Annotated in this window: 23 protein-coding genes and 1 riboswitch; of the genes, 14 read left to right on the top strand and 9 right to left on the bottom strand. The window is 71.5% G+C overall.

Features of this window, described 5'->3' with window-relative positions:
- The 3 genes from CHR28_RS06120 to CHR28_RS06130 form a co-directional block, all read left to right on the top strand.
- On the top strand, positions 1 to 885 hold an 885-nt coding region (locus CHR28_RS06120), incomplete at its 5' end, for a cytochrome c oxidase subunit I (RefSeq protein ID WP_179272325.1).
- Positions 882 to 1,280 carry a cytochrome c oxidase subunit 4 gene (locus tag CHR28_RS06125; protein ID WP_094052444.1) on the top strand — a complete coding sequence of 133 codons (399 nt, stop codon included), beginning with the start codon at positions 882 to 884 and terminating at the stop codon, positions 1,278 to 1,280. The genes CHR28_RS06120 and CHR28_RS06125, both read left to right, overlap by 4 nt.
- Before the next feature lie 163 nt (positions 1,281 to 1,443).
- Positions 1,444 to 2,691 (top strand): L,D-transpeptidase, encoded by a 1,248-nt coding sequence (locus tag CHR28_RS06130; protein WP_094052445.1) that lies wholly within the window; start codon positions 1,444 to 1,446, stop codon positions 2,689 to 2,691.
- 32 nt (positions 2,692 to 2,723) lie between these two features.
- On the opposite strand, the gene CHR28_RS06135 is transcribed toward CHR28_RS06130, so the two are convergent.
- Complete coding sequence (locus CHR28_RS06135; protein WP_094052446.1) at positions 2,724 to 3,125, bottom strand: hypothetical protein; 402 nt, start codon at positions 3,123 to 3,125, stop codon at positions 2,724 to 2,726.
- A 145-nt stretch (positions 3,126 to 3,270) separates the two neighbouring features.
- Here CHR28_RS06135 and ctaE point away from each other — a divergent pair, with 145 nt between their 5' ends.
- From ctaE to CHR28_RS06165, 6 genes are all read left to right on the top strand, one after another.
- Positions 3,271 to 3,891 carry an aa3-type cytochrome oxidase subunit III gene (gene ctaE, locus CHR28_RS06140; protein WP_094052447.1) on the top strand — a complete coding sequence of 207 codons (621 nt, stop codon included), beginning with the start codon at positions 3,271 to 3,273 and terminating at the stop codon, positions 3,889 to 3,891.
- Between the two features lie 80 nt (positions 3,892 to 3,971).
- Positions 3,972 to 4,784: a cytochrome bc1 complex diheme cytochrome c subunit gene (gene qcrC, locus CHR28_RS06145; protein ID WP_094052448.1), complete on the top strand. Its 813-nt coding sequence runs from the start codon at positions 3,972 to 3,974 to the stop codon at positions 4,782 to 4,784.
- The gene (gene qcrA / locus CHR28_RS06150) at positions 4,781 to 5,848 is read left to right on the top strand and encodes a cytochrome bc1 complex Rieske iron-sulfur subunit (protein ID WP_094052449.1); all 1,068 of its coding nucleotides are present in this window, start codon (positions 4,781 to 4,783) and stop codon (positions 5,846 to 5,848) included. The genes qcrC and qcrA overlap by 4 nt, the downstream gene beginning before the upstream one ends.
- Positions 5,845 to 7,467, top strand: coding sequence for a cytochrome bc1 complex cytochrome b subunit (gene qcrB, locus CHR28_RS06155; RefSeq protein ID WP_094052450.1), 1,623 nt, complete (start codon positions 5,845 to 5,847; stop codon positions 7,465 to 7,467). Before qcrA ends, qcrB begins: the two co-directional genes overlap by 4 nt.
- Before the next feature lie 138 nt (positions 7,468 to 7,605).
- Positions 7,606 to 8,670 carry an anthranilate phosphoribosyltransferase gene (gene trpD / locus CHR28_RS06160; protein WP_094052451.1) on the top strand — a complete coding sequence of 355 codons (1,065 nt, stop codon included), beginning with the start codon at positions 7,606 to 7,608 and terminating at the stop codon, positions 8,668 to 8,670.
- 79 nt (positions 8,671 to 8,749) lie between these two features.
- A riboswitch (SAM riboswitch) is annotated at positions 8,750 to 8,866 on the top strand.
- Positions 8,867 to 9,025: 159 nt separating this feature from the next.
- Positions 9,026 to 10,393: an aminotransferase class V-fold PLP-dependent enzyme gene (locus CHR28_RS06165; RefSeq protein ID WP_094052452.1), complete on the top strand. Its 1,368-nt coding sequence runs from the start codon at positions 9,026 to 9,028 to the stop codon at positions 10,391 to 10,393.
- On the opposite strand, the gene CHR28_RS06170 is transcribed toward CHR28_RS06165, so the two are convergent.
- The 7 genes from CHR28_RS06170 to CHR28_RS06200 form a co-directional block, all read right to left on the bottom strand.
- Positions 10,348 to 11,559 carry a glycerate kinase gene (locus CHR28_RS06170; protein WP_094052453.1) on the bottom strand — a complete coding sequence of 404 codons (1,212 nt, stop codon included), beginning with the start codon at positions 11,557 to 11,559 and terminating at the stop codon, positions 10,348 to 10,350. The two genes, CHR28_RS06165 and CHR28_RS06170, sit on opposite strands and share 46 nt — an antisense overlap.
- A gap of 10 nt (positions 11,560 to 11,569) precedes the next feature.
- Positions 11,570 to 12,985, bottom strand: a complete 1,416-nt coding sequence (locus CHR28_RS06175; protein WP_179272343.1) for an SLC13 family permease — start codon at positions 12,983 to 12,985, stop codon at positions 11,570 to 11,572.
- Positions 12,986 to 13,066: 81 nt separating this feature from the next.
- Positions 13,067 to 13,726: a response regulator transcription factor gene (locus CHR28_RS06180; RefSeq protein ID WP_094052454.1), complete on the bottom strand. Its 660-nt coding sequence runs from the start codon at positions 13,724 to 13,726 to the stop codon at positions 13,067 to 13,069.
- Positions 13,723 to 15,231, bottom strand: coding sequence for a sensor histidine kinase (locus tag CHR28_RS06185; protein WP_179272326.1), 1,509 nt, complete (start codon positions 15,229 to 15,231; stop codon positions 13,723 to 13,725). Before CHR28_RS06185 ends, CHR28_RS06180 begins: the two co-directional genes overlap by 4 nt.
- The gene (locus CHR28_RS06190) at positions 15,164 to 15,484 is read right to left on the bottom strand and encodes a small secreted hydrophilic protein (RefSeq protein WP_094052455.1); all 321 of its coding nucleotides are present in this window, start codon (positions 15,482 to 15,484) and stop codon (positions 15,164 to 15,166) included. The genes CHR28_RS06185 and CHR28_RS06190 overlap by 68 nt, the downstream gene beginning before the upstream one ends.
- An 84-nt stretch (positions 15,485 to 15,568) precedes the next feature.
- Positions 15,569 to 15,850: an Lrp/AsnC family transcriptional regulator gene (locus tag CHR28_RS06195; RefSeq protein ID WP_094052456.1), complete on the bottom strand. Its 282-nt coding sequence runs from the start codon at positions 15,848 to 15,850 to the stop codon at positions 15,569 to 15,571.
- Positions 15,847 to 16,599: a rhomboid family intramembrane serine protease gene (locus CHR28_RS06200; protein WP_094052457.1), complete on the bottom strand. Its 753-nt coding sequence runs from the start codon at positions 16,597 to 16,599 to the stop codon at positions 15,847 to 15,849. The genes CHR28_RS06195 and CHR28_RS06200 overlap by 4 nt, the downstream gene beginning before the upstream one ends.
- Before the next feature lie 159 nt (positions 16,600 to 16,758).
- On the opposite strand from CHR28_RS06200, the gene CHR28_RS06205 reads away from it, so the two are divergent.
- The 5 genes from CHR28_RS06205 to CHR28_RS06225 all read left to right on the top strand — a co-directional run bounded on the left by CHR28_RS06205 (position 16,759) and on the right by CHR28_RS06225 (position 22,118).
- Entirely contained in the window at positions 16,759 to 16,998 is a 240-nt protein-coding gene (locus CHR28_RS06205; protein ID WP_010048941.1) for a hypothetical protein, read from the top strand.
- A gap of 36 nt (positions 16,999 to 17,034) precedes the next feature.
- Positions 17,035 to 18,384, top strand: coding sequence for an NYN domain-containing protein (locus CHR28_RS06210; RefSeq protein WP_094052458.1), 1,350 nt, complete (start codon positions 17,035 to 17,037; stop codon positions 18,382 to 18,384).
- Between the two features lie 250 nt (positions 18,385 to 18,634).
- A complete protein-coding gene (locus tag CHR28_RS06215; protein ID WP_094052459.1) occupies positions 18,635 to 19,675 on the top strand; it encodes a C40 family peptidase in 1,041 nt (346 codons plus the stop codon).
- Between the two features lie 211 nt (positions 19,676 to 19,886).
- Positions 19,887 to 20,900: a C40 family peptidase gene (locus CHR28_RS06220; RefSeq protein WP_094052460.1), complete on the top strand. Its 1,014-nt coding sequence runs from the start codon at positions 19,887 to 19,889 to the stop codon at positions 20,898 to 20,900.
- Between the two features lie 33 nt (positions 20,901 to 20,933).
- Positions 20,934 to 22,118: a hypothetical protein gene (locus tag CHR28_RS06225; protein WP_094052461.1), complete on the top strand. Its 1,185-nt coding sequence runs from the start codon at positions 20,934 to 20,936 to the stop codon at positions 22,116 to 22,118.
- Between the two features lie 58 nt (positions 22,119 to 22,176).
- Here the strand turns inward: CHR28_RS06225 and CHR28_RS06230 are convergent, their stop codons facing one another.
- Entirely contained in the window at positions 22,177 to 23,412 is a 1,236-nt protein-coding gene (locus CHR28_RS06230) for a glycosyltransferase family 87 protein (protein ID WP_094052462.1), read from the bottom strand.
- Positions 23,413 to 23,502: the final 90 nt, after the last annotated feature.

Genomic DNA, 23,502 nt, shown 5'->3' on the forward strand with positions numbered 1-23,502 from the left:
GTCATCCCGGTCTTCTCCCGCAAGCCGATGTTCGGCTACACGGGTCTGATCGGCGCGACCATCGCGATCGCGGGCCTGTCCGTGACGGTGTGGGCGCACCACATGTACGTCACCGGCGGTGTGCTGCTGCCGTTCTTCTCCTTCATGACGTTCCTCATCGCCGTCCCGACCGGTGTGAAGTTCTTCAACTGGATCGGCACGATGTGGAAGGGCTCGCTGTCCTTCGAGACCCCGATGCTCTGGGCCACCGGCTTCCTGATCACCTTCACCTTCGGTGGTCTGACCGGTGTCATCCTGGCCTCGCCGCCGATGGACTTCCACGTCTCCGACTCGTACTTCGTGGTGGCCCACTTCCACTACGTCGTCTTCGGCACCGTGGTGTTCGCGATGTTCTCCGGCTTCCACTTCTGGTGGCCGAAGTGGACCGGCAAGATGCTGGACGAGCGCCTGGGCAAGATCACCTTCTGGACGCTGTTCATCGGCTTCCACGGCACGTTCCTGGTCCAGCACTGGCTGGGCGCCGAGGGCATGCCGCGCCGTTACGCCGACTACCTGGCGGCCGACGGCTTCACCGCGCTGAACACGATCTCGACGATCAGCTCGTTCCTGCTCGGCATGTCGATCCTGCCGTTCTTCTACAACGTGTGGAAGACGGCCAAGTACGGCAAGCCGGTCGGCGTCGACGACCCGTGGGGCTACGGCCGCTCCCTGGAGTGGGCCACCTCCTGCCCGCCGCCGCGGCACAACTTCATCACCATGCCGCGGATCCGCAGTGAATCCCCGGCGTTCGACCTGCACCACCCGGAGATCGCCGCCCTCGACCAGCTCGAGAACGTGGGTCACGGCGACAAGGCTCTGGCTGGCGGCAAGGAGGCCGGCAAGTGAAGATCCAGGGCAAGATGTTCATGTGGCTGAGCGCGTTCGTGCTCGTCATGGCCATCGTCTACGGCATGTGGTCGAAGGAGCCGGCCGGCACCACGGCCCTGTTCCTGGCCTTCGGCCTGTGCATCATGATCGGCTTCTACCTCGGCTTCACGGCCAAGCGGGTGGACGTCGGCGCGCAGGACAACAAGGAGGCGGACGTCGCCGACGACGCCGGCGAGGTCGGGTTCTTCAGCCCGCACAGCTGGCAGCCGCTCTCCCTGGCCATCGGTGGCGCCCTGGCCTTCCTGGCCGTCGCCATCGGCTGGTGGCTGATGTACTTCTCGCTGCCGATCATCCTGATCGGCATCTGGGGCTGGGTCTTCGAGTACTACCGCGGTGAGAACCGCACCCAGTAGCCCACGCCGAGCGCCGCAGGGGCCCGGACACTCCATGAGGAGCGTCCGGGCCCCTGTCCGTGTCCGGACCCCTGTGCGCGGGCTCCTGCTTTCGACGCAATACATGTCACTCGTACGAGTCAGTCGGCGTGCCGCAGTTGACGTGGCTTCCTAGCGTGAGGCCATGAGCCACACAGCGACCTCCCGCCCCGCCGTCAGCTGCGCACTGCTGGTCATATCCCTCTGCGCGGGCGTCACCGCCTGCGGCTCCGACGGCAACCCGCTCTCCGCCCGGCCCTACGACGCGGCGGACCAGATCTCCTTCAACACCCCCGACGGCCGCAAGAAGGCCGACCCGGACAAGCCCCTGGAAGTCGTCGCCGAGGACTCCGACGGACGCATCACCGACGTCACCGCCTACGACGCCTCAGGACGCCACGTGGCGGGCGAACTCGCCGCCGACGGGGGCCGCTGGCACAGCACCTCGCCGCTCGCCGCCAACGCCAGCTACACGGTCCGGGTGAGCACCGAGGACGAGGACGGCGCGCCCGGCCGCAAGGTCCTCACCTTCGACACCGGCAAGCCGGCCGCCAAGAAGCGCCTGGACGTCACCTTCGGCCCCAAGCAGGGCACCTACGGCGTCGGCCAGCCCATCACGGCCGAGCTCAGCCAGCCTGTCAAGGACAAGACGCAGCGCGCCACCGTCGAACGCGCGCTCAAGGTCTCCTCCACCCCCGCCACGGACGGCGCCTGGCACTGGGTGGACGACAAGAAGCTGCACTACCGCCCGAAGGACTACTGGCCCGCCCAGGCCACCGTCCAGGTCCGCAGCAACCTGGAGGGCATCAAGATCGGCGACCGCATGTGGGGCGGCAAGGCCAAGCCGCTGACCATCACCACGGCCGACAAGGTCGTCGCCGTCACGGACGCCGCGGCCCATCAGATGACCGTCTACAAGAACGACGAGGTCGTCCGCCAGATACCGGTCACCACGGGCATGCCCGGCTACGACACCCGCAACGGCGTCAAGGTCGTCCTGGCCAAGGAGGGCACCGTCCGCATGACCAGCGCCAGCATCGGCGCCTCGGACTTCTACGACCTGATCGTCCACCACTCGGTCCGCGTCACCAACAGCGGCGAGTACGTCCACGCCGCCCCCTGGTCCGTGGGCTCCCAGGGCTCAGCCAACGTCAGCCACGGCTGCACCGGCATGAGCACCGAGAACGCGGCCTGGTTCTACGAGAACATCCGCGAGGGCGACATCGTCAAGGTCGTCAACTCCGCCGGCGACTCGATGGCCCCCTTCGGCAACGGCTACGGCGACTGGAACCTCGACTGGTCGAGATGGCGCACCGGCAGCGCCCTCTTCGGCGGCACCCCGGAGGGCCCCACCCCGGCGGACAGGGCCCGGCTGCGCCCGCAGAGCGTCTAGCCGCCCCGGGGACGCGTCCCGGAGACGGGCCCCTAGGCGTTCAGAGCCGCCTTCTCCCGCAGCAGCGAGGCCAGGGCGGAGGCGAACTCCACCGGTTCCACCGGCAGCGTCACCGCCGCCTCCGCACGGCTCCACGTGGCCAGCCAGGCGTCCTGCGGCCGCCCGATCAGCAACAGCACGGGAGGACAGTCGAAGATCTCGTCCTTGATCTGCCGGCAGACCCCCATGCCCCCCATGGGCACGGCCTCCCCGTCCAGCACGCAGACGTCGATCCCGCCCCGGTCCAGCTCCTTGATCACCGCCGCCGGGGTCGCGCACTCGACGAACTCCACCACAGGGACGTCCGGAGCCGGCCGTCGGCCGGTCGCGAGCCGCACCTGCTCGCGGGTGTTGGAGTCGTCGCTGTAGACCAGCACCGTGGCGGTCGGCTGCATTGTTCCTCCGTGACGTCAGCGTCGTAAGGACAGGCCCGTTGGGCCGGATGCTACTCCCTTGAACACCACGTCAACACCGGTACGACCGGCTTAGACACTCCGAACGGCACCCCCCGGAGTGAGGGCGGGATAAGCGACCGACATAATGTCGGTCGTGGCGACAGCAACGACAGTAGAAACCGGGCACGCGCACCCGTCGGTCAACCGGCCGAACCTCACCAGCGTCGGAACCATCATCTGGTTGAGTTCCGAGCTGATGTTCTTCGCGGCCCTCTTCGCGATGTACTTCACCCTGCGATCGGTGACCGGTCCTGACTTCTGGCAGGAGAAGGCCGATGCCCTGAACTTCCCGTTCTCGGCGACGAACACCACGATCCTGGTGCTCTCCTCGCTCACCTGCCAGCTCGGCGTCTTCGCCGCCGAGCGCGGTGACGTGAAGAAGCTCCGGGCGTGGTTCATCGTCACCTTCATCATGGGTGCGATCTTCATCGGCGGTCAGGTCTTCGAGTACACCGAGCTGGTCAAGCACGAGGGCCTGTCTCTCTCGTCCGACCCGTACGGCTCGGTCTTCTACCTGACCACCGGCTTCCACGGCCTGCACGTGACGGGCGGTCTCATCGCCTTCCTGCTGGTCCTGGGCCGGACCTACGCGGCCCGGAGGTTCACCCACGAGCAGGCGACCGCCGCGATCGTCGTGTCCTACTACTGGCACTTCGTCGATGTCGTCTGGATCGGCCTCTTCGCCACGATCTACATGATCAAGTAGCAGGGCCCGCATCCGCCGCGCCCGACGAGGCGCGCATCCCAGAAGCATCGACGCAGAAGATCCTGACACCGGGGTAATCCGTGAAAAAGCTCTCCGCACGACGACGCCACCCGATGGCGGCGCTCGTCGTCCTACTCCTCGCGCTGGCATGCACCGGGGGGCTGTACGCCGCGTTCGCACCCGCGAGCAAGGCGCAGGCCGACGAATCCGCCCAGTCCCTCACCATCGAGGAGGGCAAGAAGCTCTACTCGGTCGGCTGCGCCAGTTGCCACGGCACCGGCGGTCAGGGCACCTCCGACGGCCCGAGCCTGGTGGGTGTGGGCGCCGCGTCCGTCGACTTCCAGGTGGGCACGGGCCGTATGCCGGCCGCCACCTCCCAGGGCCCGCAGGTCCCGAAGAAGAAGAACATCTACACCCAGGCCGAGATCGACCAGCTCGCGGCGTACATCGCCTCCCTCGGTGCCGGCCCGGCCGTCCCGACGGAGGACCAGTACAGCCCCGAGGGTGCCGACATCGCCAAGGGCGGTGAGCTCTTCCGGACCAACTGCGCGCAGTGCCACAACTTCACGGGCAAGGGTGGCGCCCTGACGCACGGCAAGTACGCACCCACTCTCGAGGGCGTCGAGCCGAAGCACATCTACGAGGCCATGCAGACCGGCCCGCAGAACATGCCGTCCTTCCCCGACACCACGCTGTCGGAGAAGAACAAGAAGGACATCATCGCGTACCTCGACGCGGTCAACAGCGAGCAGACCGAGAGCCCCGGCGGCCTCGAACTGGGCGGTCTCGGACCGGTCAGCGAGGGCCTCTTCGGCTGGATCTTCGGTCTCGGCGGACTGATCGCCGTCGCCGTGTGGGTCGCCGCCCGGACCGCAAAGGCCAAGAAGTCATGAGTAGCCAAGACATTCCAGAAGAGAACCTGCCTGCCGTGCAGTCCGCAGGACATGACGAGCACGGTGTGGTCAGCGTCGCGGACGAGAAGCACCCGTTCGCCGACCCGGGCCTGCCGCCCCACGAGCACCGGATCCAGGACGTCGACGAGCGGGCCGCCAAGCGGTCCGAGCGCTCGGTCGCCCTGATGTTCACGGTGTCGATGCTGGCCACCATCGCCTTCATCGCCGCGTTCGTGGCGATCCCGGTCGACAAGTCGGTCTTCATCTTCCCGCTCGGCCACATCAGCGCCCTGAACTTCGCGCTGGGCATCACGCTCGGCATCGCGCTGTTCTGCATCGGCGCCGGCGCCGTCCACTGGGCGCGCACCCTGATGTCGGACGTGGAGATCGCCGACGAGCGGCACCCGATCGAGGCGGAGCCCGAGGTACGCGAGAAGGTCTTCGCGGACTTCAAGCAGGGCGCCAAGGAGTCCGCGCTCGGCCGCCGCAAGCTGATCCGCAACACCATGCTCGGCGCGCTCACGCTGGTGCCGCTCTCCGGCGTCGTGCTGCTGCGCGACCTCGGCCCGCTGCCCGGCACCAAGCTCCGCCACACGCTGTGGTCCAAGGGCAAGCTGCTCGTGAACATGAACACGAACCAGCCGCTGCGCCCCTCGGACGTCGCCGTCGGTTCGCTGACCTTCGCCAAGCCCGAGGGCCTGGAGGAGCACGACCACGACTTCCAGAACGAGATCGCCAAGGCCGCCCTGATGATCGTCCGGATCCAGCCGGAGGACATCAAGGACAAGCGCGAGCTCGAGTGGTCGCACGAGGGCATCGTCGCGTACTCGAAGATCTGCACCCACGTCGGTTGCCCGATCTCCCTGTACGAGCAGCAGACGCACCACGTGCTCTGCCCCTGCCACCAGTCCACCTTCGACCTGTCCGACGGTGCCCGAGTGATCTTCGGTCCCGCCGGTCACGCCCTGCCGCAGCTGCGCATCGGCGTGAACGACGAGGGCTACCTCGAGGCGCTCGGCGACTTCGAAGAGCCCGTCGGTCCTGCCTTCTGGGAGCGCGGATGAGTAACAAGGACGACCGCCGCAAGGCGCCCGCCGGCGAGCGGGTCGCCGACTGGGCCGACGGCCGCCTGGGGATCTACTCCCTGGCCAAGGCCAACATGCGCAAGATCTTCCCGGACCACTGGTCCTTCATGCTGGGTGAGATCTGCCTCTACAGCTTCATCATCATCATCCTGACGGGTGTGTACCTGACGCTGTTCTTCCACCCGTCGATGAACGAGGTGGAGTACCACGGCAGTTACGTCCCGCTCCAGGGGCAGCTGATGTCGGAGGCGTTCGCCTCCACGCTGGACATCAGCTTCGACGTCCGCGGCGGTCTGCTCATCCGGCAGATCCACCACTGGGCGGCGATCATCTTCCTCGCCGGCATGTTCGTGCACATGATGCGCGTCTTCTTCACCGGCGCGTTCCGCAAGCCGCGCGAGATCAACTGGCTGTTCGGCTTCCTGCTGTTCGTCCTGGGCATGTTCACCGGTTTCACCGGCTACTCGCTCCCGGACGACCTGCTCTCCGGCACCGGTGTCCGCTTCACGCAGGGCGCGATCCTGTCCGTGCCGATCGTCGGCACGTACATCTCGATGTTCCTGTTCGGCGGGGAGTTCCCGGGCACCGACTTCGTCGCCCGGTTCTACTCGATCCACATCCTGCTGCTGCCCGGCATCATGCTCGGGCTCGTGGTCGGCCACCTGATCCTGGTCTTCTACCACAAGCACACGCAGTTCGCGGGTCCCGGCCGGACCAACAAGAACGTCGTCGGCATGCCGCTGCTGCCGGTCTACATGGCCAAGGCCGGAGGCTTCTTCTTCCTGGTCTTCGGTGTCATCGCGGCCATCGCCGGCATCGCGACCGTCAACCCGATCTGGGTCCTGGGCCCCTACCGGCCCGACCAGGTGTCGACCGGCGCCCAGCCCGACTGGTACATGGGCTTCGCCGAGGGTCTGGTCCGCGCCATGCCGGGCTGGGAGATCAACTTCTGGGGTCACACGCTCGTCCTGGGCGTGTTCATCCCGCTGGTCCTCTTCGGCCTGTTCCTCGCGATCATCGCCCTGTACCCGTTCATCGAGTCCTGGGTGACCGGGGACAAGCGCGAGCACCACATCCTGGACCGCCCGCGCAACGCCCCGACGCGCACCGCCTTCGGTGTCGCCTGGGTGACCGGCTACATCATCATGCTGATCGGCGGTGGCAACGACATCGTCGCCACGCACTTCCACCTGTCGATCAACGCGGTCACCTGGTTCGTCCGGATCGGGTTCTTCGCCGGACCGGTCATCGCGTTCATCATCACCAAGCGCATCTGCCTCGGCCTGCAGCGCCGGGACAAGGACAAGGTGCTGCACGGCCGCGAGTCGGGCATCATCAAGCGCCTGCCGCACGGTGAGTTCATCGAGGTGCACGAGCCGCTCAGCCAGGAGCAGATGTACACGCTCACGGCGCACGAGCAGTACCAGCCGGTCGAGCTCGGCCCGACGGTCGACGAGAACGGTGTCGAGCGCAAGGTGAAGGGCTCCGAGAAGCTGCGCGCCAAGCTCAGCGACGCCTACTACGGCGAGGGCGCCCAGATCCCGAAGCCCACCGTCGAGGAGTACCGGGAGATCACGAGCGGCCACGGCCACCACTGATCACTGCTTCGCCACGCCACGCAAAGGGCCCCGTCCGGTGTTCGGACGGGGCCCTTCGTGGTGCCGTGGGGCTGGATAGGGTGGACCTCGTTGAGACTCTCGTCCCGTAGTGCGGGACGCCTGACCCTGGAGCGGCTTATGAGCGCTGTGACCCCCGCTGGAGGCGACACCGCGGCGGGCCGCTCCTGGCCCCTGCTGTTGAACGGCCTGCTTCAGGGCCGGGACCTGACCGCCGACGACACCGCGTGGGCGATGGACCTGATCATGCGCGGCGAGGCGACGGACGCGCAGATCGCCGGGTTCGTCGTGGCACTGCGCGCCAAGGGCGAGACCGTCGAGGAGATCGCCGGGTTCGTCCGGGCGATGTACGCGCACGCCAACGTCATCGAGGTGCCGGGCCCCGCGGTCGACATCGTCGGGACGGGCGGCGACGGCGCCAAGACCGTCAACATCTCCACGATGTCGGCGATCGTCATCGCCGGCACGGGCGCGAAGGTCGTCAAGCACGGCAACCGCGCCGCCTCCTCGGCGTCCGGCGCCTCGGACGTCCTGGAGAAGCTCGGCGTCAATCTGGAGCTGCCGACGCACCGGGTGGCCGGGGTGGCCGAGGAGGCCGGGATCACCTTCTGCTTCGCGGCGAAGTTCCACCCGTCGATGCGGTACGCGGGCGCGGCCCGCGGGCAGTTGGGCATCCGGACCATCTTCAACGTCCTCGGCCCGCTGACCAACCCCGCGAAGGTCCGGGCCCAGGCGGTCGGCGTGGCGGACCCGCGCATGGCGCCGATCGTCGCCGGCGTCTTCGCCGAACGCGGCCACTCCTCCCTGGTCTTCCGCGGCGACGACGGCCTCGACGAGCTGACCACCACGGCCACCTCCCGAGTCTGGATCGTGCGCGACGGCAAGGTGACCGAGGAGACCTTCGACCCGCGCGAGGTGGGGATCGAACTGGTCCCCGTGGAGGCCCTGCGCGGTGCGGACGCGTCCTACAACGCCGAGGTCGCCCGCCGCCTGCTGGACGGCGAGCGGGGCCCGGTGCGCGACGCGGTGCTGCTGAACGCGGCCGCGGCGCTGGTGGCGCTGGAGCCGGGCACGGGCACGCTGGCCGAGCAGATCGCCGCCGGCATGGCCAAGGCGGCGGAGGCGATCGACTCCGGGGCCGCCAAGCGGACCCTGGAGCGGTGGGTGGCCGCCAGCAACGCGTAGGCCGGGCACGACGTGCGGCGTCCCGCGATCCGGACCCGGGTTGCGGGACGCCGATCTTTTCGCGTACGTTCCTGAACCAGGTCATGAGTGACAGTCATGAGGCCCCGGCCGACTGTCCGGCAACCCTCCGTCCGTGGCGGGGTGCCCCGGGTGAAGACCAGGCCGCAGGCAGCGAGGTCTGCGGCAAGCGCGGACCCCTCGCGATACCAGGGGTCCTGGTCGTCGAGGAGTTCTCCGTGAGTCAGCGAATGCGATAGGGCCGCAGAGCCCCGCCTCCGCATCCCTTCTTCCTTCACCCCCGCCGGCCGTCCACCGGCTCGCGGGCGGACACACCTGATCTCACGGGAGTTCCCCCATGTCCGTCTCCACCGTTGCCGCAGACCAGTCCGTTTGTGCCCCGCTGCCCGTTCTGGGCCGGGACGTCACCGTGCCGCTGGTGACCGGCGGCGAGGTCACCTACGCCGCGCTCGACTACGCCGCCAGCGCCCCGGCCCTGCAGCGGGTCTGGGACGACGTCGCCGCCTACGCGCCCTACTACGGCAGCGTGCACCGCGGCGCCGGGTACCTGTCCCAGCTGTCGACCGACCTGTTCGAGAACGCCCGCCGGACCGTCGCGGAGTTCCTCGGCTGCCGCGCCGACGACCAGGTGGTCTTCACCCGCTCCACCACCGACTCCCTCAACCTGCTCGCCGCCGCCCTGCCGGAGGACTGCCGGGTGTTCGTGTTCGAGACCGAGCACCACGCCTCCCTGCTGCCCTGGCGCGACGCCCGTGTCACGTACCTCGACGCCCCGAGGAGTCACCGCGAGGCCGTCGAGACCCTGGAGCGCGCGCTCGCCGACCGGGACCCCCACGGGCCGGCCCTGGTCTGCGTCACCGGAGCCTCCAACGTCACCGGCGAGTTGTGGCCCGTACGGGAGCTGGCGGCCGCCGCGCACGCCCACGGCGCCCGGATCGTGCTGGACGCCGCCCAGCTGGCGCCCCACCACCCGGTGTCCGTCGCGGAGCTCGGCGTCGACTGGGTCGCCTTCTCCGGGCACAAGCTGTACGCGCCCTTCGGCTCCGGCGTCCTGGCGGGGCGGGCCGACTGGCTGTGCGAGGCCCAGCCGTACCTCGCCGGCGGCGGCGCCTCCCGGAAGGTCACGCGGCGCACCGACGGGGGCGTGGACGTGGAGTGGCACGAGAGCGCCGCCCGCCACGAGGCCGGCTCCCCGAACGTCATCGGCGCCTACTCCATCGCCTCCGCCTGCAAGGCCCTCACCGAGGCCGGTTTCGACACCCTGGTCGCCCGCGAGCGGTACCTGATCGAGAAGGTCCGCGCGGGGCTCGCCGAGGTGCCCCAGGTCCGGGTCCTGTCCCTGTTCGGCGACGACGCCCCGCGCGTCGGTGTGCTCTCCTTCGTCGTCGACGGCTGGAACAGCTCCCACTTCGCCGCCGCCCTCTCCGCCGAGTACGGCATCGGCGTACGCGACGGGCTGTTCTGCGCCCACCCGCTGGTGCGCACGCTGCTCGGCAGCGACCCGCAGACGCAGGGCGAGTGCGGGGCGCCCGAGGCCGCGCCGGGGGAGAAGTCGCTCAACGCCATCCGGGTCAGCTTCGGCGCCGGCACGCCCGACGAGCACGTGGAGCGGTTCGTGCGGGCCGTGCGCGAGCTGGTCACGGACGGGGCGAAGTGGAACTACCGCACGGAGGACGGGCGCTGCGTGCCCGACACCTCCGCCTGAACGGCCCGGCCGGCGGCCGACGGCAGCCGGGCGCCCAGGACGATCATCCGCAGGGCCCGTTCGGTGGCGTCGGTGAGCAGCTCGCTCGCCCGCAGCAGCGCCTCCGCCAGCTCCATCGGGGCGGGCAGGATGCCGTGGCAGGCGTCCACGCCCGGCACCCGGTGCGCGCCCTCGCCGAGCGTGCCGGCCAGGGCCAGCACCGGGCGGCCGTACAGCTTCGCCCGGCGGGCCACCTCGGCCGGGACCTTGCCGCGCGGCGTCTGGTGGTCCAGGGCGCCCTCCGCGGTGACGACCAGATCGGCGCGGGCCAGCCGGGCGTCCAGGTCGAGATGGTCCAGCAGCACGTCGAAGCGGGGCAGGAGCCGGGCGCCCAGGGCGGCCAGCCCGGCTCCCAGCCCGCCGGAGGCGCCCGTCCCCGGGCCGCCGCGCAGCTCGGTGTCCGGCACGGCGGCGTCCCGGGTGAGGACGGACGCCCAGTTCTCCAGGGCCGCCGACAGCTCCTCCACCTGCGCGGGCGTGGCCCCCTTCTGCGGCCCGAAGACCCGGGCCACGCCGCGCTCGCCGCACAGCACGTTGAACGGGTTGCAGGCGACGAGGAGTTCCACGTCCGCCAGCCGGGGATCCAGGCCGGTCGGGTCGATGCGGTGCAGCCGGGTCAGCTCCCGGCCGCCACGGGGGAGTTCGCGGCCCCGCTCGTCCAGCAGCCGGGCCCCGAGGGCCTGCAGCGCGCCCGCGCCGCCGTCACAGGTGCCCGAGTCCCCGCAGCCGACGAGGATCCGCCGGACGCCCGAGTCCAGGGCGGCGCGGACCAGTTCGCCGACGCCGTACGTGGTCGTGGCGCCCGGGTCGCGCAGGTCCCGGGGAACCAGGGAGAGGCCCGCGACCGCCGCCATCTCCACCACGGCCGTGTCCCCGGAGCCCAGCAGGGCGAAGTGCGCGGCCACGGTCTGTCCGACCGGGCCGGTCGCCGGCACGGTGACGATCCTGCCCCCGGTCGCGGCGGCCAGGGCCAGGGCCGTGCCCTCGCCGCCGTCCACCAGCGGGACCAGGTCGAGTTCGGCGCCGGGCAGCACGCGGCGCACCCCGGCCGCGATGGCGTTCGCGGCGGCCTCGGCCGACAGGGACTCCTTGAAGCCACTGGGGGCTACGACGACACGGTTCAGCACGTAAGGCTCCTCAACGGGTGACGGACACGCCGAGCAGCGGCCACACCGCGACGGCGAACGACAGGACGAGCACCGCGGTCAGCGGGGCCAGGACGGCGGACAGGCGCAGCAGGTCGCGCGGGGTGTAGGTGGGGGTGCCGGGGAGCTGTGCGAAGACCGTGACCGGCTTGGCCGAGGCGGGCAGCGTGTGGCAGAAGCCCGCGGCGGCGGTGGAGGCGAGGGCGGCGGCGACCGGGTTCACACCGACGGCGACGGCGGCGGCCACGACCAGCGGCACCAGGACCGAGGAGCGGGCCGAGCGGGACTGCAGGACCAGGTGGGCCGCCGTGCTCACGGCGATCACCACCGCCAGGAACACCACCGGGGTCGCGCCCGTCGGCAGCCCCGAGACCAGCCACCCGGCCGCGCCGGAGTCGGCGAGCGCGACGCCCATCGCCATCGTCGCCGCCATGAACAGCAGCAGCGACCAGGGCACGGTCTTCAGCGCGTCCTTCAGGCGCACGGTGCCCAGGGCCGGCGAGGAGGCGATGACGGCACCGGTCAGCGCGACCAGGGCCGGGGGCACCCGGTGCAGCGGCTCACTGCACCACAGCAGGACCACGGTGGCCAGCAGCAGGGCGCAGCGCTTCTCGGCCTGGCTCCACGGGCCGGTGACCGGCTGCTCGCTGTGCTCCTGGATCTGCTCGGGGGTGATACGGACCGGGCCCCGGCGGTCCGCGCGCCGGGTCGTCGTCAGCAGGACCACCTCGGCGGCCAGATGCGAGGAGACCACGGCCAGTGGCAGGCCAAGCAGCAGCCACTGGGTGAAGCCGATGTGCTGCCCGGTCGTCTCCCACAGCACCGACACGGTGATCAGATGCGCACCCGCGCCGATCAGGGTCGCCACCGCCGACAGAAGGATCACGGTCGGGAACAGCAGCGCCAGCATCACGACCAGTCGTTTCCGGTCGGCGAGGACCTTCGCCAGGGCCAGGAACACCGGCAGCGCGAGCGCGGCCCGGCCCGAGGTGGCGGGCACCGCGAACGCCGTGACGACCAGGGCGGCGGTGGTCAGATGCACCAGCTGCCGCACGCCGCGCGCCCCGCCGACCAGGAACACCGCGGCCCGCCCGGCGAGCCCGGTCCGGCTCACCGCGGCCGCCAGCACGAATGCGCAGATCAGCAGCCAGACCGTGGCGTCACCGAGCGTCCCGAACAGGGTGTCGCTGCTGATCACGCCGGTCACGGTGAGCGCGAGTCCGGCGCCCAGGGCGATGTAGGTGTCGTCGATCGGCGTCCCGATCCAGGCGCAGGTCGCGAGGACGAACACGACGAACGTGAGCCGCGCGTCGGCGCCGAGCCCCGGGAAGTTCGTGGGCATGGCGAGCAGCGCGCACAGGGACAGGGCGACGCACAGGGCGGTGGTGGTGCGGAGGTTCAGCGGCACGTCATCGAGGATGTTCCGGGGCGGTGAGCCGTCGATGAGTTCCACATGAAGGAACTTTCAGGCGGGGTGCCCCGGCCGGTACTACGGCAGCCGGTACCCCATCCCCCGCACCGTCTCCACCCGCTCCGCCCCCAGCTTCTTCCGCAGCGTCCGCACGTAGACGTCCACGATGTTGGACCCCGGATCGAAGTCGTACCCCCACACGTGCGACAGGATCTGCTCGCGCGACAGCACCTGCCCGGGATGCCGCAGGAACAGTTCCAGCAGCACGAACTCACGCGCCGTCAGATCGACCGTCCGCTCCCCGGACCGGGCCCGCCGCGTGCGCAGGTCCAGGCTCAGGGAGCCCGACCTGAGCACGGTCACCTCCGGTGCCCGCGCCGCCGTCCGCAGCCGCAGCCGCACCCGTGCCAGCAGCTCCTCGAACCGGAACGGCTTGGTCATCCAGTCGTCCGCGCCGCCCTCCAGACCGGCCACCGTGTCCCGCACGGAGTCCCGCGCGGTCAGCACGATCACCGGCACCGACACCCGGGCCTCGCGCAGCTCGCGCAGCACCGTGAAGCCGTCCCGGCCCGGCAGTCCGATGTCCAGGACGACGAGGTCGAATCCGCCGGTCACGGCGTACTCGTAGCCCGCGTCGCCGTCGCTGACGACGGTCGTGGTGAAGCCGTTGGAGCGCAGTCCCTTCTCCACGAAGGAGGCGATGCGCTCCTCGTCCTCGACGATGAGGATGCGGTTCACGTGGGGTCCCCTTCCACGGTGCGGGGTGCGTGCAGCACGAGGGCGAAGGTGGCGCCGCCGCCGGGCGTCCGGCGCAGCCGCACCCGCCCCCGGTGGCCCTCGGCGATCGCCTTGACGATGGACAGCCCGAGCCCGGCCCCGGAGCCCCGGGCACCGCGGCGGGCCGTGCCGCGCCGGAAGCGCTCGAAGATCACCTCGGTGTCCTGGGGCTGCACCCCGGGCCCGGAGTCGGCGACGTACAGCTCCAGGTGCGGGCCGTCGGCGCGGGAGCCGATGCGGATGGTCTGGCCGGCGGTGGTGTGCTGCACGGCGTTCTGCGCGAGCTGCACCATGGCCTGGGTGATCCGCTGAGGGTCCAGCTCGGCCTCCAGGTCGGCGACCTCGTCGAGCCGCCAGTCGCGCTCGCCCAGCGTGCGGGCCTTGACGTAGACGTCGGCGGTCAGTTCGGCGACCTGGACCGGCTCGGGCGTGACGAAGTCGGGCCGTTCGGCCTTGGCGAGCAGCAGCAGGTCCTCGACGATGCGGCTCATCCGGTCCAGCTCGTCCGTGACCAGCCGGACCGTCTCCTCGCGCTCGGCCGGGTCGTCGCCCATGACCTCCAGGTGGCCCCGCACGATGGTGATGGGCGTGCGCAGCTCGTGCCCGGCGTCGTCGACGAACTCGCGCTGCGCGGCGAAGGCCCGCTCCAGCCGGTCGAGCATGCCGTTGAACGTCTCGGCCAGGGCCGCTATGTCGTCGTGGCCGTGCACCGGGATGCGCCGCGTGAGGTCCTGCTCGGTGAGCTGCGCGGCGGCCGTGCGCACCACCCGCACCGGCCGGAGGATCCGCCCGGCGACCGCCCAGGCGATGCCGGTGGTCAGCAGCAGGGCGACCCCGGAGATGACCAGCAGCGTCCGGAAGACGGTGTTCACCCGCGCCCGCTCCCGCTCCGGGTGGAAGGCGACGACGAACGCGGCGTCCGGCTCCCGGCCCGGCTGGGCCACGGTGACCTTGGCCCAGCGGATCTCGCCCGCCGGCCGCCGCAGCACACCGGAGGACTCGGGGGAGCCGAAGATGCGGCGCCGGGCCTCGGGGTCCCGGTGCAGGGGCAGGGCGACCGGCAGGTCGTGCGGCTGGCGGATCTGCCTCGGGCCGCCGCCGGCCCGGCCGACCAGGCCGATCAGCTCCTCGTCCGCGTCCGGGTACTGCCGTTCCAGGAAGACCGTCAGCAGCCGGTCGGCGTCCGTGAACGGCCGGCCCGTCTGCGGGTCGCCGCCGCGCTCCTCGAAGTTGGCGAACTCGCCGGTCTCCTGGGTGAGCAGCCGGTTGACCCGGTTGTCCACGTCCCGCAGCAGGTAGGAGCGGGTGGTCATGGCCACCGAGGCGAGCGCGACCGCCATCACCAGCAGCAGCCACAGCAGGATCCGGACCCGGGCGGAGATCCGCCGGCGGCCGCCGTCAGCCGTCGGAGCCGTCGTCGTCGCCCGGTCCGTCGTCCGAGGTGCCCTGGCGGTCGTCGTCGTCATCGTCACTCGCTGAGCTGTCGGTCACCGGGGGCCGCGAGACCACCTCGTCGCCGGGGGCGGACTCGCCGGGCCCGGGCCGGGCGGAGGGCCGGAGCGTGGAGGTGGGCGTGGGTGTGCCGCGGTCCAGCTCCACCTGCTGGGACGGCACCCGGGGCGCCTCGGGGCGGTCCGCGAGGGCGTAGCTGGTCGCGGCGACGCCCAGCGGGATCAGCACGACGGCGGACAGGGCCGCCATACGACGGGAGAAAGCCATGCGCCCGATCCTGCGCGGGCGAGCCGGGGCGCGGGATGAAGCCCGGATGAAGAACTCTTCATCGACCCCGCCCGGGAACGGGTCTCAGCTGTCCAGCCCCAGGGCGAAGGCGGCCTCCAGGTCGTGCTGCGAGTACGTACGGAACGCCACGTGCGTGTCCGTGCCCTCCACCCCGGGGATCTTGCTGATCCGGCCGGGGATGACCTCGGCCAGGTCCTCGTGCTCCTTGACCCGGACCATCGCGATCAGGTCGTAGGTGCCGGTGACGGAGAAGACCTCGCTGACGCTGTCCAGCGCCGCGATCGACTCGGCGATCTCGGGGATCCGGTCCACGCTGGTCTTGATGAGGACGATCGCGGTGATCACGGCTGGTTCTCTCCCTCGGGGGCCGGAGCAGGGGCGGTCTTCACTCTAGTCGGGGCGGTCGGGCGGCCGTAGCGGACCGAGGCGTAGCCGAAGCCCAGGCCGAAGCCGATGAGGTGGGCCAGGTAGGCCACGCCCGGCCCAGCCGTGGCCCGGCCCGCCGCCAGCCACTGCAGGGCCGCCCAGAACGGCAGCACGATCCACGCAGGGAAGCGCACCGGCAGGAAGAACAGGAACGGCAGGAGACTGGTCACCCGGGCCCGGGGGAACAGGTACAGGAACGCGCCGAGGACCGCCGAGATCGCTCCCGAGGCACCGACCAGGGACTGCTCGGAGTCCGCGTTGGCGACGGCATAGCCCAGCAGGGCCAGGTAGCCGCAGCCGACGTAGAACAGGGTGAACTGCACGCGGCCCATCCGTTCCTCGGCCATCGCGCCGAAGACGTAGAGGAAGAGCATGTTGCCGAGCAGATGCACCCAGCTGCCGTGGACGAACAGGGCCGTCGCGGGGGTGAGGGGCGAGCCCCCGGACCCGTCGAACAGTTCTGCGGGGATCACACCCCAGCGCCGGAAGTAGGCCCGCTGCGCGGCGAGCAGTTCGTCCCCCTGGCCGTACGCCGGGTTCAGGCCCGAGGCGGGTCCGGCCAGGAAGACCGCGCAGCACAGGGCGATCAGCGCGTACGTCACCGGCGCCGACGACCCCCTGACCGCTCTGCCGCCCCGGACGATCGACGCACTCCACTTGCTGATCATGAATACAGATCATGACGTAACCGGACGCAACCGCACAGACCGCCTCGCCGCCGTGGACACGCGGGCGGCGAGCACCCGCCAGGCCGTAGGGTTACGGACCACACGCACCGGGGATGCCGGTCGCGTCACGGACACTAGAAGGAAAGAGAACAGGTCACGATGACGGTTCCCCTGCCGACCGCCTCGACGCGGTGGCGCTGCACCCTCTGCGGCAACCTCACGAGGTTCGACGTGACCCGCTCGTCCAAGGTCGTCGAGTACGTCCACCTGGACCTGGCCGGAGAGCCCAAGGTCGAGGAGCGCGAGGTGCTCAGTGAGACCATCGAGTCGGTGCGCTGCCGCTGGTGCAACGCGGTGGACCAGGTGGAACTCGTGGACAGGCCGGGCGCCGGCTCCTGACAGGAGCAGGCCCCGCACAGCATTGGGGTGTGACGGATGGTGGAGACCACGGGCGGGGGGCCGGGCGACGGCGCCGCCGAGGTGCTCGACCGTCCGCTGCCCGACGGCGTGCGCCGCAGGGTCGTGCAGATCGTCTCGGACGGCTTCGGGTCCCTGACGGTCGGCGAGCTGCCCGCGCAGCTGCGGCAGTACGCCCGCTTCGCCCCGAACCGCCGCGCCAAGTTCGCCGGCAACGCCATGGCCGCGGCGCTGGAGACCGATCCGCTGTTCCGGCAGCGCATCGGGGAGAAGCTCAGAGAGACCCAGCCGGAACTGACCGGCGCCCTCGACTCAGGATCCCCGCCCCCGGCCGCGGACCCGCTCGACGTGGCGGCCGCGGCCTACGTACTCCGCCCGCCCGGCTGGGTGAAGCTGGTGGCCGCCGCCGGCGAGGAGGCCCAGCGGGCCGACGCCGAGCGCGCCGGCGAGGAGAGCCGCGCGGAGCTGGAGCGGCTGCGCGCCGAGCTCGACCGGGCCCGTGAGCACACCCGCACCGAGACCGAGCGGCTGCGCACGGAACTGGACGCGGCCAAGAAGGAGACCGAGTCGCTGCACCGCAAGCTGCGCGCCGCCCTCAGCGACGTCAAGCGCGGCGAGGCCGCCCTGCGCAAGGTCCACGGCGAGATCGAGGCCGTCCGCGCCGACGCGCACGCCCAGGTCTCCGCCGCCGAGAGCGAGACCCGGCGGCTCAAGGCCCGGCTGGGCGAGACCGAGGCCGCCCTGGAAGCCGCCCGGCGCGCCGCCCGCGAGGGCCGCAGCGTCGAGGACATGCGCGTCCGGCTGCTGCTGGACACCCTGCTGGACGCCACCCAGGGGCTGCGCCGCGAACTGGCCCTGCCGCCGGTGTCGGTGCGGCCCGCCGAGACCGTCGACGCCGTCGAGCCGGGCCGGATGACCCCGAAGGACATCGCCGCGCGCGCCCTGTCGGAGCACGACCCGCAGGTCCTCGACCAGCTGCTCGCGCTGCCGCAGGCCCATCTGGTCGTCGACGGCTACAACGTCACCAAGACCGGCTATCCGCAGATGCCGCTGGAGAAGCAGCGCCTCAGGCTGCTCGGGCAGCTCTCCCAACTCGCCGCGCAGAGCGGGGCCGAGGTGACCTGCGTCTTCGACGGCGCCGAACTGGCCGCGCCGGTGCTGCTCGCACCGCCGCGCGGCGTCCGCGTGCTGTTCTCGAAGCCCGGCGTCACCGCCGACGAGCTCATCCGCCAGCTGGTGCGGGCGGAACCGCCCGGCCGCCCGGTCATCGTGGCCTCCACGGACCGCGAGGTCGCCGACGGCGTGGCCCGCGCCGGCGCCCGGCCCGTCGCCTCGGCGATGCTCCTCAAGCGCCTTTCGCGGGCCTAGGGGCCGTACGCCCCCATGCGTAACCTCCGGGCCTGATGCCCGAATTGGCGTGACCTGTGGGCCACGGTGAGTCAAGTGGGTCTCACCGCCTGTGAGTCCAGGGGAAAAGTTGGCCTTCCGTGACGCGATTTTTCATCTGAGGATTTGAACTGATCACAGGAGGGTCACTAGGGTCAGGCCCCAGACCTCCGCTCGGGTGATCACTCATCGGGAGAGACGGCGGAGGGGCCGAGAAGGAGCTTTTTCACCCGTGGCGTCCCACCGTCGTCCCAAGCAGCCGAGCCGCGCACGTGTGACCGTGCTGACCACCGCCGCCGCCGCTGCCGTCGCCTTCAGCTCGCAGGCCGCCAACGCCGCCCCCAGCGAGAAGCCGAGCAAGGACGAGGTCAAGACCAAGGTCGACAAGCTCTACGAGGAGGCCGAGCAGGCCACCGAGAAGTACAACGGTGCCAAGGAGAAGCAGGAGAAGCTCCAGAAGGAGATCTCCACGATCCAGGACAACGTCGCCCGCGGCCAGGAGGAGCTCAACGAGCTGCGCGACAGCCTCGGCCTCGCCGCCGCCTCGCAGTACCGCACCGGCAGCATCGACCCCTCGGTCCAGCTCTTCCTCTCCTCGGACCCGGACGACTACCTCGACAAGGCCTCCACGCTCGACCAGTTGAGCGGCCAGCAGGTCGAGGCGCTGAAGAAGGTCCAGGAGAAGCAGCGCGAACTCGCCCAGGAGCGCGCCGAGGCCTCCGAGAAGCTCAAGGACCTCGCCTCCACCCGCGCCGAACTGGGCAAGAAGAAGAAGGAGGTCCAGGGCAAGCTCGCCGCCGCGCAGAAGCTGCTCAACAGCCTCTCCGCCGCCGAGAAGGCCAAGCTCGCCGAGGAGCAGAACCGCGCCAGCCGGACCGCCGAGCGCGACGCCCTCACCGGCAACGTCCCGCCCGGCTCCGGCCGTGCCGCCGCCGCCTTCGCCTTCGCCCAGAGCCAGCTCGGCAAGCCCTACGTCTACGGCGCCACCGGCATGAGCTCCTACGACTGCTCCGGCCTCACCTCCCGCGCCTACGCCGCGGCCGGCGTGCAGATCCCGCGCACCTCCGAGGCCCAGACCGGCGCCGGCACCAAGATCTACTCGGTCAGCCAGCTCAAGGTCGGCGACCTGGTCTTCTTCTTCAACGACCTGCACCACGTCGGCCTCTACGCCGGCAACGGGCAGATCATCCACGCCCCGCGCACCGGCACGGTGGTCCGCTACGAGTCGATGAACACCATCGGCGGCCCCTTCATGTTCGGCGTCCGGGTCTGATCCAGACCCCCCGGCGTCTTTCCGGCCGGGACGCCGTGTCCGCCATCCGGGCGAATCACCACGGCCCCGAGTGAGCCCGCGCCCCGCCGTTGACCTGCGTCAGCGGCGGGGCGTCCGGCTGCGTACCCACGGATGGTCGTTGGCGGCCCCCGGTCACGGGGCTACTGTCTGCCGCGTTCCAAGTCCGTCAGCGGAAGGAGAGCGGCTTCCCGTGGGGTCCCATCGCCGCCTTGCACCGTCCGGGTCCGACCGGGGCGCCACCGTCGCGGCCGGCCTGCTGTCCGTCGCGGCCGCCGCCCTGGGCGCGGTACCGGCCGCGGCCGCACCGTACGACGACACCCGGGCCGAGGTGGACCGGCTCTACGAGCAGGCCGAGAAGGCGACCGAGGCCTACAACGCGGCCGACGAGCGCGCCGACGCCCTGCGCGAGGAGGTCGGCACCGCCCGGGACCGGATCGCCCGGCAGCAGCAGCGCATCAACTCCCTGCGTGAGTCGCTCGGTTCACTCGCCGGCGCCCAGTACCGCTCGGGCGGCATCGACCCGGCCGCGGCCCTGCTCTTCTCCGACGACCCGGACGACTACCTCGACAAGGCGTCCCGGCTCGACCGCATCACCGCCCACCAGGCCGGCGAACTCAAGGATCTCCAGGACGCCATGCGCGAACTCGCCCAGGACCGCGAGGAGACCGGGGACAAGCTCCGCGAACTGGAGCGGAGCCGCAAGGCCGTCGCCGCCCACAAGAAGACCGTCGAGCGCAAGCTCGCCTCGGCGCGGCGGCTGCTCGACTCCCTGCCCGACGGCGAACGCGCCGCCTACGACCGGGCCTCCCGCTCCGGCCGCGGCGACCTGCCCGACCTCGGCGGCGCCACCGCCGCCTCGGGACGCGGGGCCGCCGCCGTCGCCGCCGCCCGCAGCGCCCTCGGCAAGCCCTACGTGTGGGGCGCCAACGGGCCCACCGGCTTCGACTGTTCCGGCCTCATGCAGTGGTCGTACGCCCAGGCCGGGGTGGCCCTGCCGCGCACCTCGCAGGCCCAGCGGTTCGCCGGCCGGCAGGTCCCGCTGTCCGAGGCCCGCCCGGGCGACCTGGTCGTCTACCGGTCCGACGCCAGCCATGTCGGGATGTACATGGGCAACGGGCAGGTCATCCACGCCCCCTACCCCGGCGCGCCCGTGCGCTACGACCCGGTCGGGATGATGCCCGTGTCGTCGGTCACCAGGGTCTGACCGACGCGGCCCGACGCCCGTATTCTCGGGAACGTGGCTGGTCGACGGTGTGGCTCCGGGGTGGTGGCGCTGGTGCTGCTGCTCGTCGCCCTCGTGGGGTGCGGCGGGCCGTCCGCGACCGACCACGCCACGGCGGACGTCCAGCGGCTGCTGGACCGGCGGGCCGCCGCGGTCGTCGACCGGGACGCGCGGGCCTTCGAACGGACCGGCGCCGGGGCCGACTTCGGCCGGCTGCGGGCCGTGCCGGTGGCCGGCTGGTCCTACCGCGTGACCGCGCTGCGCCGCAGCGGCGACACGGCCACCGCCGACGCCGAACTGCGCTACAGCGTGGCGGGGTACGACCGGGCGCCGGTCACCGCCGGGCGCACCCTGCGGCTGAGCCGGGACGCCGGCGGCCGGTGGTCCGTCGTCGAGGACCGGCCCGCGAAGAAGTCCGCACAGCAGCTGTGGGACCAGGGCACGGTGCGGATCATGCGGGGCACGCACAGCCTCGTCCTCGGCGTCGGGCAGTCCGACCGGTCCCTGCGCGGCTTCGCCGAACTCGCGGACCGGGCGGTGCCGGCCGTGTCGGACGCGTGGGGCGCGCGGTGGAGCGGGCGCGTCGTCGTGTTCGTCCCGAAGTCGCTGGAGGGAATGGCGGGACTGCTCGGTTCGCCCGCCTCCTCGTACCGCGGCATCGCGGCCGTCACGACCGGCGAGACCGGGGCCCCGGCCCGGGCGCCGGCGGACCGGATCATCGTCAACCCGGACGCGTTCGCCCTCCTCGGCAGCCTCGGGGAGCAGGTCGTGGTCACTCATGAGACCACCCATGTCGCCACCCGGGCCCGGACCACCGCCGCCACGCCGCTGTGGCTGTCCGAGGGCTTCGCCGACTGGGTCGGCTACCGCTCCGTCGGCCGCACGCCCGCCGAGGCCGCTCCCGAACTGGCCCGCGCCGTGGACCAGGGCCGGCTCCCGGCGGCGCTCCCGGACGACGAGGACTTCGGCTTCACCGGCGACGCGGGCCGGCTGGCCCGGGCCTACGAGAGCGGCTGGACGGCGTGCCGGCTGATCGCCGACCGCTGGGGCGAGTCACGGCTGCGCGCGTTCTACCGGGCCGTGGGGGAGCACGACAAGCGCGCCGGGGCGGTGGAGGCCGCGATGCGCGAGGTCCTCGGGACCACACCGGAGGCCTTCACCGAGCAGTGGCGGGGCTATCTGCGCACGCAGCTGGGCTGAGGGCGCCGTCTCCGGGGGCGGGCCGGCCAGGGCGTGAGGTTCCCCGGCCGGCCCCGGCTCAGGAGGAGACGGGCGTCTCGCCGGGGACGGTGGGGCGGGCGGGTCGGGGAGCGGGGAGCGTGTGCGGGACCGTCGCCCGCCACAGCGCCCGGGCCGCGATCAGCGCGGCGGCCACCAGCAGGCCGTTGCGCAGGAACAGCAGGGTCACGCCGAGGCCGTCGCTGGCCACCACACTGGCGAAGTACAGCGGGAACTCCAGCACCGTCACGAAGCACGCCACCAGCACCAGGGCGACCGGCACCCGCATCCGGCTGCCCGGGAAGTACAGGCACACCGCCGCGAGCCCGACGAGCCAGACCATGTACTGGGGGCTGATCACACGGCTGGTCGTGGTGAACATGAGCACCGCCACGAACGCCGCGTCGGCGAGCGTGTGCTCCTCGAAGCGCCGGGCCAGCAGCCGCCACAGCACCAGCCAGCCGAACGCCGCCCCCGTCAGGAACAGCGCGCCCGTGCTGACCTCCTTCACGTACGGCCCGAGGAACTCGATCGAGCCGTAGTTCAGCCTGACCTCGCCCTCCCAGCCGAACTGCCGGGCCACGTGGAAGACCAGCGCGCCCAGCGACTCCACCTCGGTGCCCCGGTCGCGCTGGAAGGTCAGGAAGGCGAACGCGCCCGGCATGGCCAGGGCGAAGAAACCCGTCACCGCCACGCCGGTCACCAGGGCCGACAGCCAGGCGCTGCGGCACCGGGCGGCCAGCAGCAGCATCGCGGGCCACACCTTCAGCAGCGCGCCGAACGCCGCCAGGGCCCCCATCGCCCTGGGGTGCCGGGCGCCCGCGAGCAGCGCCGCCACCGCCACCGCCGTGACCATCACGTCGTAGCGGGCGTACACCGTCGGCCCCAGCAGCGGTACGCCGATCACCCACACCCAGGCGCCGCGCAGCGACCGGCCCGGGCGGCGTCCCGCGTACGCCAGGAGGGCCAGCACCACCAGGTCGGTGACGCACACCAGCACGAAGAACGCCGTCGCGTAGTCCAGGAAGGGCAGCAGGCCGGGGGAGAGGATCGCCAGCGCCGCGGCCGGCGGGTACTGCCAGGTGACGTCCTCCAGAGGGAACGTTCCGCTGCGCAGCACGCCGTACCAGCCCTGGTAGATCACCTGCACGTCGCTGGTGACGTCCGGGCCGGGGAAGACGTACACCTTCAGCACGAACAGCAGCAGCGTCAGCCTCGTGAGACACCAGACCACCGGCAGCCATGCCAGGGACCGCCTCGTGCCCGTCGTCATCACGTGATCCCTGCCCGTTCGCGCGCCGTGTCGAGAGGGCCATGATGGGCCCGTCAGCTGTGAGCGTGCCATACGGGCCGCCGGGCAGGGCCG

Source organism: Streptomyces sp. XY006 (genome assembly GCF_002237655.1).
Taxonomy (GTDB): Bacteria; Actinomycetota; Actinomycetes; order Streptomycetales; family Streptomycetaceae; genus Streptomyces; species Streptomyces levis.